Origin of the sequence: Streptomyces sp. NPDC020807, assembly GCF_040641575.1 — a bacterium.
Lineage (GTDB): Bacteria > Actinomycetota > Actinomycetes > Streptomycetales > Streptomycetaceae > Streptomyces.
Genome location: NZ_JBFADU010000007.1, coordinates 216,300 through 228,690, shown reverse-complemented (window position 1 = coordinate 228,690; position 12,391 = coordinate 216,300). Strand labels below are relative to the sequence as shown.

Here is a 12,391-nt window from a genome sequence, read left to right as displayed (position 1 = left end):
ACTCCGGGGGAATACAGGGAACATGAAGATATTTCGGCGGCGTGGAGCCTCGCAGGACCGGGATCGTACCGAGCAGGCGATCCAGGAGTACCGGACGGCCTACGAACGCGGACTCGCCGTCGAGCAGAGTCAGGGGCCCGCACAGGCGCTGGCCGAGTTCGCGCGGGCACAGCACGCCCTGGACCGTTTGGACGCGGGCTCCCCGGGCCTGCCTGAGGTTCCCCAGGCCAGAGCGGGACTGTTCTACGCCATGGGACGGGCGAAGACCGATGCCGGCGACCCGGGCGGCGCCGTCGCCGCCCTGGACCGGGCCGAGGAGCTGTACCTGCGAATGGAGTCGGAGCAGCTCGCCGTCCGGGAGGAGGGTGAGCGGCTGGGTGAGCCGCAGGAGGCGGGCCCGGTTCCCGCGGTGCTGCTGACGGCCGATGTCCGGCTGCGACGGGCCCGGGCCCATGCCGAGTGGGACCGTCCGTTCAGCGCCCTCAGCGATCTGGACATGTCGATCGGCGGGTACATGCGGGCGCACGCCTTCGCCCCCTTCTCCGACCGGTCCGAGGACGCGGCCCGGATCCTCGCGGTCGGGGCGGCGGTCCAACTGCGGGTGGGGGACCATGAACTGGCTCTGGAATGCGGCCAGGAGTCCCTCGCCCGGTACCGGGAGATGGGCCGGCTCGAGCCCCGGACGATCCCGTACGCGATCGGATTCGCCGCCCCGGTCGTCTCCATGCTGGAGGCGGCGCGCGGGGAGTGGGACGCGGCGCTGGCCGTGGACGGGCTGATTCTGGAGGCCTCGGAACCGGGCGGTGCCGGAAGCGCCGGCGCACACGCCCGGATCGGTGTTCACCTGAGAGAGGCCGGGCGGGAAGCGGAGGCGGCCGGGCATCTGGCCATGGCGTCCCGCGGGCCGAAGGACCGGATCGCGGAGGTCGAGCGGGAGTTCAGGTCGGCGCTCGCGCCGAGTCTCCGAGAGGCGCTGCTGGAAGCGGAGCGGACGGAGTCCACGAGGCTCGCGCAGGGTGTGCGGGCCGACGCGCTGGATCCCCTGGAGCTCCGGACGCTCCGGCTGTCCCTCTGCGGCGGGGACGGGGCCAGGTTCTCCGCCACCGGCCGCATGAACGTGGTCAGCGCGGTGCCTCACCAGGTCACTTCACTCACCCGGATCGGCCACCGGCTGATCGCGTCCGACCGCCTCTCCTCGGCCCTGCGCGTGCTCTGGGAGGCGCTGCTCCTCTGCGACGCCGCCCAGCGCTGGACCGCCTTGAACAGCGGCGACTCCGCCGTGACGGTGCCCCTGCGCGAGGCCGAAGAGAAGGCCTTGGCCGGAGCGGGCGTTCTGGTCGGCGTGCTGAGGGGCGACGGGGATCCGGTGGGCGACGCGCTCGCCGCCGACCTGAAGAACGCCCGTGCACGTCTGGGGCTGCCGGCACGCTGAGTTGCGGCCCTGCCACACACGGGCACCGAAGGAAACCGCCGGACGGCAGCCCCGGCCGCGTCCGGCGGGCGCCGCGACGGTCAGGGGGATGCCTCGCGATCACCGGGGTAGTCGGGCCATGTGAACACTACGACCGAAACCACTCCCCTGCGTGCCGTCGCGCTCGTCTGCACGCTGTCCCCGTCCCCGAAGCCGTCCAGCTCCCAGTTGCTGGCCGAGCAGGCCATGGCCGCCCTGGCCGACCACGGCGTCACCGGCAAGGTGATCCGGGTCGTCGACCATGACGTGAAACCCGGCGTCGCGGTGGACATGGGCGACGGCGACGCCTGGCCGGAGATCCGCGACACCGTCCTGGGCTGCGACATCCTGGTCCTGTGCACCCCCATCTGGCTGGGCCACCCGTCGAGCGTCGCGCAGCGCGTCCTGGAACGTCTCGACGCCGAGCTCGGCGAGAGCGACGACGAGGGCCGCATGCTCACCTACGGCAAGGTGGCGGCCGTCTGCGTCGTGGGCAACGAGGACGGGGCGCACCACGTGAGCGCCGAGCTCTTCCAGGGCCTCAACGACGTCGGCTTCTCCCTCGCCCCGAACGCCGTCACCTACTGGGTCGGCGAGGCGATGCAGGGCACCGACTTCCAGGACCTCGACAAGACCCCCGAGAAGACCGCCGCCGCGACCAGGGCGCTGGCGGCCAACACGGCGCACCTCGCGCGCCGCCTCAAGGGGGACCCGTACCCGCCGACCTCCTGATCCTCCTCCCCCCGCCTCGTCGAAAGGAGACCGTCATGCCGTCCCCCCAGCAGGCTCACCTCGTCGATCCGGTAGGGCTGCACCCCCGTCCGCCGTTCCCGGAGCAGGACCAGGAGCATCCCGGATCCACCAAGGCGATGGACCCCCGTCCCGATCACGGGGAGGACACGTACCGGGGCTCCGGGCTGCTGCGCGGCCGCAAGGCGCTGGTCACCGGAGGGGACTCCGGGATCGGCCGGGCCGTCTGCCTGGCGTTCGCGCGGGAGGGTGCCGACGTCGTCTTCACCCATCTGCCCGAGGAGGGCGAGGAGGCCGAGGAGACCGCCCGCCTGATCACCTCGGCCGGCCGCACCGGAGTCGGCGTCCTGTGCGACATCCGGAACGAGGACGAGTGCACCGCCCTGGTCGACCGGACGGTGGGTGAGCTGGGCGGCATCGACCTGCTCGTCAACAACGCCGCGTACCAGATGGCCCAGCCGGACGGCATCGAGGCGATCACCACCGAGCAGTTCGACCGCGTGATGAAGACCAACCTGTACGGGATGTTCTGGCTCACCAGGGCCGCGCTGGCGCACATGCCCCGCGGCTCCTGTGTCATCAACACGGCCTCCGTGCAGGGCTACCAGCCCAGTCCGCACCTCCTCGACTACGCCATGACCAAGTCCGCGATCGTGTCGTTCACCCACAGCCTGGCCCAGATGCTCGCCGAGCGCGGCATCCGTGCCAACGCCGTCGCGCCGGGACCGGTGTGGACCCCGCTGATCCCGGCCACGATGCCCGACGCCACGACGTTCGGCGAGCAGTCGCCGTTGGGGCGGCCCGCGCAGCCGGCCGAGATGGCTCCGGCGTACGTCTTCCTGGCCTCCGACCGGGCTTCGTACATCACCGGCGAGATCGTCAACGCCACCGGTGGCACGCCCCTGCCGTGACGCTCCCGTGCCGAAGGGCCGAGGTGTCGTCCACCTCGGCCCTCCGGCGCGGGAGCCTACGGGCGCCTCGCCCGTGTTCCTCCGCGGATCAGCAGGGGTTGATGTTGATCTTGAAGGTGCTGGTCGTGTTCCGGATGTTCTCGGCGTTGTCCTGCATGCGCAGGCAGTTGAAGGTCGCCTCGCCGACGGCGGGGCCCTGTCCCGGTTCGGGCATCTCGTTGGCCCAGACGCCGATGCCGGACCTGGCGTCCCAGGCGTCACCGCTCCGCTTCGCGCCCGTGATGGAGATGTCGGTGAAGACGGTGTCCTTCACCGGGTTCTCGGGTTGCGAGCCGTTGTACTTGGTCTGGAACATGATGCCGCTGTAGGTGGGGTCGACGATGTCCACGTGGCTCACCCTGATCCCCTGGAAGACCTTCGAGGCGGAGAAGATCCAGATCCCGGGGAAGGACTGGTTGCCCCAGAAGTGCCCGCCGGCGCGGACGATCGAGATGTTCTCGAATTTGGTCGGGACGGTCCCGAAGCCGTTCATCGGGTAGCCGAAGTCCAGCGAGGAGACGGTGATGCCGGAGTAGACCAGGGTGTCGGCGATGTGGATGTTGCGGAAGGTGTTGTTGTAGCCGCCGTAGACCGCCAGGCCCGCCGCGCGCCAGGTGAGCGTCGTGCTGAGGTTCTCGTAGACGTTGTTCTTCATGTCCGCGCCGCCCGCGTCGATCGCCGAGAAGAGCGCGAAGCTGTCGTCGCCGGTGGCGCGGGCGTCGTTGTTGGTCACCAGGTTGTCGGTGGATCCGTTGGTCATGTTGACGCCGTCGGCGAACATGTTCCGGATCCGGGAGTTCCTGATCGTCATCCGGTGGGTGTTGGCGCCCCAGTACAGGCACACCATGTGCTCGTTCCAGATGTCGTCGATGACGATGTCGGCGGTGTTCTGGAAGTCGAAGACCTTGCCGGGCCCGTCGATGCGGGTGACGTAGTTGCCGAAGTAGGCGAAGCCCTTGAAGAGCGAGCCGTTGGCGGAGGCCTCGGCGCGGAAGCCGATGTCGGTGTTGTCCTGCGTGGCCGGCGCCTGGAACCGGGTGTACCAGGGCCCCGCTCCGACGACCTTGACCGCCTTTCCGTAGACCTGGAACTTGCTGGAGGTCTGGTAGTCGCCGGGCGGCAGGTAGACGCCGACGAGCTTCCCGGTGGTGTCCATGCGGACCTTGTCCAGGGCGTTCTGCACGTCCTGGTGCGTGTTGCCGGCCGGGACGGTGTACGTCGCCGGGTCCGGGTTGGCCACCGGGGCGACCTGCTCCAGGCTGACGAAGTCGATCGCGTAGTGGGCGGCGGAGTTCGCCGCGCCCTTCTGGAGACGGATCCTGCTGCCGGCGGGGATGGTCTCCCCGAACATCAGGTTCGCCTCGTCGTAGATGTGGCGGGGGGCGCCGGAGCCCGGGTCGTTGCCGGGGCCGGCCTCGGCACCGTACAGCCACGCGTACTTCGAGGTGAGCGGCATGGCCTTCTTGAGGACGCCGTCCACGTAGACGTCGAGGGTGGTGTTGATGCCGCCGCCGCCCGGGGCGTCGGGGATCGAGAAGCGGGTGACGAGGGTGTTGGTGGCGGCCCGGGTGGTGAACTCGACGTACTCGCCGGTCGCGTCGAGGGTGACGGCCTTGCGGCCCGACGCCTCTCCGGCCACGTCGCCGACGGTCCTGTTGGGTCCGACGACGGCGGCCCCGCCGCCGACGGTGCCGTCCTCGGCCTCGTACGTCGTGTACGGCATGTCGGCGCCGCGGCCGACGAACAGCGGCCGGCTCTGGGTGTTGTTCTCCCGCTTGACCGGCAGCTCGCCCGGGTCGGCGGCGATGACGGTCCTGACGGTGTACGAGCCGTTCACGGCGGTCCAGGTGCCGAGGCTCACCTCGGCGCCGGCCCCGGCCGCCAGTGCGCCGGCGTGCGAGCCGGTGAGCGTCCTGACGACACCGCCCTGCGCGTTGACGAGCTCCAGCGTGACGTCCTGGCCGGGGCCCGAGGTGGCCTCGGTGCCCTGGTTCCTGACCGCGACCTTGAAGGTGACGGCGTCCCCGGCGCTCGGGCTCGTCGGGACGGTCGTCACGGACGCGGCGACGAGGTCCGCGCTCGCGACCGGCTTGACCACGAGGGCGGTGGGCCGGGTGTAGAGGTTGTCGGTCTCGTTCTGCTCCGGGACCTCACCCGCCTCGTCCGCGACCGCGCTCAGCTCGTACGAGCCGGAGGCGCGCACGCCGACGGAGACGGGGACGGTGGCCTGCTCGCCCGGCGCCAGGGCCGGGACCTGCCCGGTCGCGACCTTGGTGCCGCCCAGCCGTACCGCCACCTTGCTCGCCGCGGCCGGGGCCGTACCGCCGTTGCGGACGACGGCGGAGACCGTGATCTCGTCGTCCTCGTCGGGGGAGGCGGGGTTCGTGGACAGTCCGGTGACGGCGAGGTCCGGGTTGGGCGCGGGGACGCCGATGGCCTGGAACTCGGCGATCTGGCCGCCGGGCGCACCGGAGTTGCCGGTGATCCTGAGCTGGATGTCGGCCAGTCGCGCGGTCAGCGGGATGGTGACGGTGTTGCCGCTCGCGGGGTCGAAGGCGTAGCTCTTCGCGGCGACCTTGCCGGTGAATCCGCTCGCGTTCTGCTCGCGGCCCAGGACCTCGACGGTCTGGGTGCGGGCCTGCCACGCCTGGGCCGGGTCGAGCTTGAGGACGAGGCGGTCGAGGTCGGCGTTGGCGCCGAGCCTGAGGGTGAGGGTGGCCGGATAGGCGCCTCCCCCGCTCTCCCAGTAGGTGGCGGTGTCGTTGTCGTTGGCGCGGGCGGCGGCGAAGGAGCCCGTGACCGAGGACGCCTCGATCGGCTTGCCGACGGCGAGGTTGGAGCCGGTGCCCCCCGTGCCGTTGCGGGTGACGGCGGCGGAGGCGACGGAGGAGTTGCCCGCCGCGTCCCTGGCCACCACGTGGTAGGTGACGGTGGCGGTGACCGGCTGCGTGTCGGTGTACGTGGTGGTCGTGCCGGGGACGCTGCCGCGCAGGACGTTGTTCGCGTAGACGTCGTAGGCCGTGACGGCCTTGTTGTCCGTGGAGGCCGTCCAGGTCAGGCGGACCTGGCCGCTCGCCGGTTCGGCGAGTGCCAGGTTGGCGGGGGCGGTCGGCGCCTGGGTGTCGCCGGCGTCGCCCGTCCTGGTGACGGTGTTGCTGTCGGCGGACTGGTTCCCCGCCGCGTCCTTGGCCCGGACGCGGTAGGAGACGGTCTGGTCGGCGGGGCGGTTGTCGGTGAAGCTCGTGACGTTGCCCGCGACCGTGGTGAGCAGGACGTTGTTCGCGTAGATGTCGTAGCCGGTGACGCCGACGTTGTCGGTGGAGGCGCCCCAGTCGAGCTTGATCTGCCCGGTGGCGGGCTGGGTGTACGCCAGGTTCGCCGGGGCGGTGGGGGCCTGGGTGTCGCCGGTGGCCGGGCCGTAGACCTCCAGCTCGGATATCTGCGCGGCGGGCTGGACGGTGTTCGCGGTCACCAGGACGCGCACGTAGCGCGTGGTGGTGGAGTCCAGGGTCATCGTCGCGGTGTTGTCGTTGCCCGGCTCGAAGGCGTACGCCTGGGAGGCGGAGAGGTCGGCGAACTGGGTTCCGTTGGTGCTGCCCTGGATCTTCAGGGTCTGGCTGCGGGCGCCCCAGCCGGCGGGGAGCTTGAGGACGACCTTGTTGACGGCCAGCGCGGCGCCCAGGTCGGCCTGGAGCCACTGCGGCAGGCTGTTGTTGGCGCTCTCCCAGTAGCTGGCCCGGTTGCCGTCGTTGGCGTTGGGCGCGGCGTACACCTCGGTGTGGCTGCTGGCGGTGAGGGTCTTGCCCGCGGCGAGGTTCGCGGAGGAGCCCTCGGCGGCGTGCACCTCGAGTTCGGAGAGCTGGGCGGCCTGCCAGCCGGTGTTGGCGGTGACGTGGACCCGGACGAAGCGGGTCTGGGTGGCGGGGAAGGAGACGGTGACCGTGTTGGCCGAGCCGGGGCTGAAGGTGTAGGTGGCGGAGCTCTTCAGGGTGGTGAAGCTGGTGCCGTCGGCGCTGCCCTGGAGGGACAGGGTCTGGTTCCGGGCCTCCCATCCGGCGGGCAGCTTCAGGACGACCTCGTCGACGCGGGTGGCGGTGCCGAGGTCGGTCTGCACCCATTGGGGCAGGGAGCTTCCGGCGCTCTCCCAGTACGTGCCCTGGTCGCCGTCGGTGATGTTGCCGGCGGCGTAGCCGGACTGGGCGCCGGAGGCGGAGGCGGGGTCGCCGAGCGCGATGTTCGGTCCACCGGCGGCGTGGGCGGCCGTCAGGGGGCCGCCGAGCGCCAGCAGGCTGGTCGCGATCGCGGCGCTCAGGCACCGTGAACGCCATGTGGGGGTTCTCATCGTTCCTCTCTTCGTGCGGTCGGGGCGTCAGCGTGGGAGGCGTCGGCCCTGGGGGCGTCGGGCCTGGGGGTGTCAGCCCTGGTTGAGGACGAACTGCGTGCCGGGCTGGGAGCAGATGTCACCCTTGGCGGAGTTGGTGACGGTGACGTCGGTGAGGGTGGCGCTGCCGCGCGCGCCGCTCATCGCGAGGATTCCGCAGCCGCCGAGCGACTTGTCGATCCGTACGTTCGTGACCTTGACGTTCGGCATGGCGCCGCCGCCGGTCTTGAACTGGATGCCGTCGTAGGTCGATTCGTGGATGTCGGTGTCCCGGATGGTGACGCCCGGGATGTCGGGCCCCTGTGCGAAGAGGGTGATGGCGCCGAACTCCTGGTCCTCGTTCCAGAACGCCCCGCCGGTGCGGTACAGGGCGTTGTCGGCGATGAGGGTCTGCCCGGAGAAGGGGATGGGGTCGTGGTCGGTGGCCAGCATGATCCCCGGGTAGTTCATGGTGTCGGAGACCACGTTGTTCTCGATGGTGTTGCCGTGACCGCCGTAGATCGCGATGCCGTTGGCGCGCCAGGGCAGCTGGACGGTGTTGTTGCGGAAGTGGTTGTCGTGGCCGACGTCGACCGAGGTGTCCTTGACGTACTTGTTGGCCCACACCGCGAGCGCGTCGTCACCGGTGTTGCGGAACGAGGAGTTGTGGACGGTGGAGTTGCGGGTGCCGTTGGAGAAGTTGACGCCGTCGGCGTAGGTGTTGCGGATCCGCATGCCGCTGAACTCCAGGCCGTCGCCCGGCCCCCACAGCTCGGGGATGTTGGAGTAGTCGCGGCCGACCCAGGCCGCGACGTTGGCGTGCTCGATCCAGACGTTGGCGATCTTCGTGTTCTTGCCGAAGCGGCCGTTGAGGCCGACGCCGCCCTCGGCGTTGCCGTCGCCGCCGCGGATGGTGCCGGAGCCGAAGATGGCGATGTCCGAGATCTTGGTGTTGTCGTCGATGTCGAAGCCGAAGTTGCCCTCGTGGGGGTGGTTGATCCCGTTGGCCAGGTGCGGCGGGGTCAGGGTGGAGAGCTGGGAGTGCCACATGCCGGCGCCGCGGATGGTGACGTCCCTGATGCCGACCTGGTTGTACTGCCCCCGGTTCAGCGGGTCGTCGGTGAGGATCTTCTGTTCCTGGCGCCACTGGCCCGCCGGGATCCAGACGCAGGGGATCTCGCCCTTCTGGTCGGCGGTGACGGCGCGCTGGAGGGCGTCGGTGTCGTCGATGCCGTCGTTGGGCACGGCCCCGTACTGGGTGATGGAGACGCACTCGGCGGGCTTCGCGGCCGGCGGGGCGACCTGCTCCAGGTCGATCAGGTCGACGACGTAGAAGGCGGCGGTGTCGCCCGCGTCCCGCTGGAGGCGGAACCGGGTGCCGGGCGGGTAGGACTGGGTCAGCAGGGCGCTGGACTCGTCGAAGAGGCGGCGCGCGTCGCCGCCCGGGGTGTTGGTGAGCCCCTCCGGCTGGTCCGTGGTGCCGTAGAGCCAGCTGTGCTTGGAGGAGAGGCTCAGCTTGCGGACGAACTGCCCGTCCGCGTACAGGCTGAGGGTCGCCTCCTGGCCGCCGCCGCCCGGGGCGTCCGGGACGGAGTTGCGTACGACGATCGAGTTGGCGGCGTTGGTGGAGGTGAACTCCACGTAGTCGCCGGTGGAGTTGAGGCGCACCGACTCGCGCCCCGAGGACTCGGTGGCGAAGTTGGTGTGGCCGAAGGGCCGGGTGGCGTCGGTGTACAGGAGGGTGCCGCGGTAGGCGGCTCGCTCGGCCTCGTACTCCGTGTACGGGACGGCGGCTCCGCGCCCGACGACCAGGGAGCGGCCGAGGACGTTGTTGTTCTCGTTGGTCTCGGCGACGGTCGCGGTGGCGTCGGCGGTGGCGGTCAGCGTGACGCCTCCGTCGGTGGCCGTCCAGGTGCCGCTGACGGGGACCTCGGCGGTGGCGCCCGCGCCGAGGGCGGGGGTGGTGCCGTTCAGGGTGGTGGAGCCGACGGTGAGGCGGGTGACGCTGCCGGCCGGGACGGCGGCGGTGCCGCGGTTCTTGACGCTGACGGTGAAGGAGACCGGGGTGCCGACCGCGGGGGCGGCGGGGTTGGGGGTGATGCCGGTGACCGTGAGGTCCGGGCCCGGGGTCTGGGTGACGTTCAGCTTGTTCGCGGCGGTGCGGCTGTTGTTGCCGTTGTCGAGCTCCGGCACGGTGTCCGTCGGGTCGACGGCCGCCGAGACGGTGTACGAGCCTTCCGGCCGCTTGCCGAGGGGCACGTCGACGGTCGCGGACTGGCCGGCCGCGAGGGCCGGGACCGCGGCCGCGCCGGCGACGGCGCCCTCGGCGCTGACGTTCACGGTGGTCGCGGGTGAGGCGGCGGTGCCCGCGTTGCGGACGGTGACCTCGGCGGTGACGGCGTCGGCCTCGGAGGGGGTGGCCGGTTCCCAGGCGATCTCGTGGACGACGAGGTCCGGGGCCGGGGCGGAGACGCCGATGACCTGGAGTTCCGCCACCTGCGTGCCGGGCGCCCCGTTGTTGGAGAAGCCGGTCAGGCGCAGGTCGGACACGCGGCCGGTGACGGGGATGGTGACCGTGTTCTGTCCCGCCGTCGGGCTGAAGGCGTAGTCGGCACGGGCCTTCAGGGTGGTGAAGCCGGTGGCGTTCGCGGCGCGGCCGAGGATCTCCAGGGACTGGGTACGGGGTCCCCAGGCGGCGTCCGGGTTGAGCTTCACGACGACGGCCTGGACGTCGGCGTCCGCGCCGAGCTTCGCGGTCAGCGAGGCGGGGAAGCCGGCGGACTCCCAGTAGGTCGACGTGCTGTCGTCGTTGGCGTTTCCCGCGGCGTAGTTCTGGGTGGTCGAGGTGGCCTCGACGGGCTTGCCGCGTGCGAGGTTGGTGCCGGTGTCCGGGGGCGGGTCGCCCGGGTCCCCGCCGCCTCCGGTCTCGCCGTACACCTCCAGCTCGGAGAGCTGGGCGGCGTTCCAGGCGGTGTTGGAGCCCACCTGGATCCTGACGAAGCGGGCCGTGGCCGTCGGCAGGTCGACCGTCAGCGTGTTGGCCGCGGAGGAGGTGAACGACCGGGCCTGGGCGGCGGCGAGGGTGCTGAACGCGGTGCCGTCGGCGCTGCCGAGGACGGCGAGTGACTGCTGGCGGGTCTCCCAGCCGGTCGGCAGTTTGAGCGTGATGTGGTCGAGGTCGACCTGGGCTCCCAGGTCGACCTGCACCCACTGCGGGAAGGAGCCCAACGGGCCTTCCCAGTAGGACTGCTGGCTTCCGTCGGTGACGTTGGCGGCCGGATAGCCGCCGTTCGCGCCGCCGGCCGTCGCCGCTCTGCCGAGGGCGAGGTTGGTCTCGCCCGCGGCCTGCGCGGGGACGGGGAGCAGTCCGGCGGAGATCAGGCCCGCCGTCAGCAGGCCGACCCCCCATCGCCTGCTCGGATGTGTGCCTCTCATGGTGACCTCTCCGCGATGCGGGCAGGGCCTGTGATCCGTCTCGGCCCGCAGCGGCCCTCGCAGGGTCGCGCGCAGGGGGCTGGGGGGTTCGGCAGGATCACGCGCTCTGGGGCCCGACAGGAATCCGACGAGAATCCAATAGGGATCGAATGACGGACTGCCGTGTTCTTGAGTAACTCTGTGGCTCATTTGCGCCGTCAGCCCGCAAGGTTTCTACTGGATGACGACTTTGTCAACGGTCTCCGTCGACTCGCAGACACACGACTTTCCCCGGAAACGCCGACGGCACCGATGTCCCACCGCTCGGTGCGGGATATCGGTGCCGTGATGGGCCTTCTGTTCGGTTATCGGTGACCGGAGGGGGTCAGCGCGTCGGCGGCGGGGCCGTCGATCCCCGCACGACGAGCTCGGGCTCGAAGAGCAGCTCCCCCAGGTGGTGCTGGGCGCCCTGGATCTGCGCGATCAGCAGGTCCACGGCGGCGCGCCCCATGGCCTCGATCGGCTGGCGCACCGTCGACAGCGGGGGGTCGGTGACGGTCATGAAGGCGGAGTCGTCGAAGCCGACCACCGAGACGTCCCCGGGGACCGAGAGGCCACGCCGCCGGGCGGCCCTGATCGCGCCCAGCGCCAGCGGGTCGCTGCCGCAGACGATGCCGGTGACACCCCGGCCCAGAAGGCGCGTCGCGGCCGCCTGCCCGCCCTCCAGCGAGAAGACGGCGCGCTCGAAGTACACGTCGTCCCACGCCGTGCCCGCGGCCGCGGCGGCCACGCGGGCCGCCTCCAGCTTGCGGCGGGACGGCACGTGGTCCTCGGGCCCCAGGACGAGCCCGATCCGCTCGTGGCCGAGGGAGGCGAGGTGGCGCCACGCCTGCTCGATGGCGACGGCGTCGTCACAGGCGACACAGGGGAAGTCGAGTCCCTCGATCGACGCGTTGACGAGGACGACCGGGATGTTGCGCTCCGCCAGCCGGTAGTAGTGGTCGTGCGGGGCGTCCGCCTGGGCGAACAGCCCGCCGGCGAAGACCACGCCGGACACCTGCTGCTGGAGCAGGAGCTCCACGTAGTCGGCCTCCGACACCCCGCCCTTCGTCTGGGTGCAGAGCACCGGGGTCAGCCCCTGCTGGGCGAGCGCCCCGCCGATGACCTCGGCGAGCGCGGGGAAGATCGGGTTCTGCAGCTCCGGGAGGACGAGACCGACGAGCCGCGCGCGCTCGCCCCGCAGCTGCGTGGGCCGCTCGTAGCCGAGCACGTCGAGAGCCGAGAGCACGGCCTGCCTGGTGGAATCGGAGACCCCCGGCTTGCCGTTGAGGACCCGGCTCACCGTCGCCTCGCTGACCCCCACCTTCTTGGCCACTTGAGCAAGTCGTCGCGTCATGCACGCAACTCTAGCGCAAATCCTGCAAAAAGATTGCGTCAACCCGCCTTGTTCAGCAAGCCGGATTGCAG

The 12,391-nt window shown here is 71.1% G+C and carries 6 protein-coding genes; 3 read left to right on the top strand and 3 right to left on the bottom strand.

The features are described from left to right. Nucleotides 1-22: 22 nt before the first annotated feature. The 3 genes from AB0G79_RS14615 (at nt 23) to AB0G79_RS14605 (ending at nt 3,111) form a co-directional block, all read left to right on the top strand. Nucleotides 23-1,432 carry a hypothetical protein gene (locus tag AB0G79_RS14615; RefSeq protein WP_360805743.1) on the top strand — a complete coding sequence of 470 codons (1,410 nt, stop codon included), beginning with the start codon at nt 23-25 and terminating at the stop codon, nt 1,430-1,432. A 120-nt stretch (nt 1,433-1,552) separates the two neighbouring features. Beyond that, complete coding sequence (locus tag AB0G79_RS14610; protein ID WP_360805740.1) at nt 1,553-2,182, top strand: NAD(P)H-dependent oxidoreductase; 630 nt, start codon at nt 1,553-1,555, stop codon at nt 2,180-2,182. A gap of 35 nt (nt 2,183-2,217) precedes the next feature. Continuing rightward, nucleotides 2,218-3,111 (top strand): SDR family oxidoreductase, encoded by an 894-nt coding sequence (locus AB0G79_RS14605; RefSeq protein WP_360805737.1) that lies wholly within the window; start codon nt 2,218-2,220, stop codon nt 3,109-3,111. Nucleotides 3,112-3,199: 88 nt separating this feature from the next. On the opposite strand, the gene AB0G79_RS14600 is transcribed toward AB0G79_RS14605, so the two are convergent. From AB0G79_RS14600 to AB0G79_RS14590, 3 genes are all read right to left on the bottom strand, one after another. Next, complete coding sequence (locus AB0G79_RS14600; RefSeq protein WP_360805734.1) at nt 3,200-7,492, bottom strand: discoidin domain-containing protein; 4,293 nt, start codon at nt 7,490-7,492, stop codon at nt 3,200-3,202. A 72-nt stretch (nt 7,493-7,564) separates the two neighbouring features. Next, nucleotides 7,565-10,945 carry a CARDB domain-containing protein gene (locus tag AB0G79_RS14595; protein ID WP_360805731.1) on the bottom strand — a complete coding sequence of 1,127 codons (3,381 nt, stop codon included), beginning with the start codon at nt 10,943-10,945 and terminating at the stop codon, nt 7,565-7,567. 364 nt (nt 10,946-11,309) lie between these two features. After that, nucleotides 11,310-12,320 carry a LacI family DNA-binding transcriptional regulator gene (locus AB0G79_RS14590; protein WP_360805728.1) on the bottom strand — a complete coding sequence of 337 codons (1,011 nt, stop codon included), beginning with the start codon at nt 12,318-12,320 and terminating at the stop codon, nt 11,310-11,312. Nucleotides 12,321-12,391 lie beyond the last annotated feature (71 nt).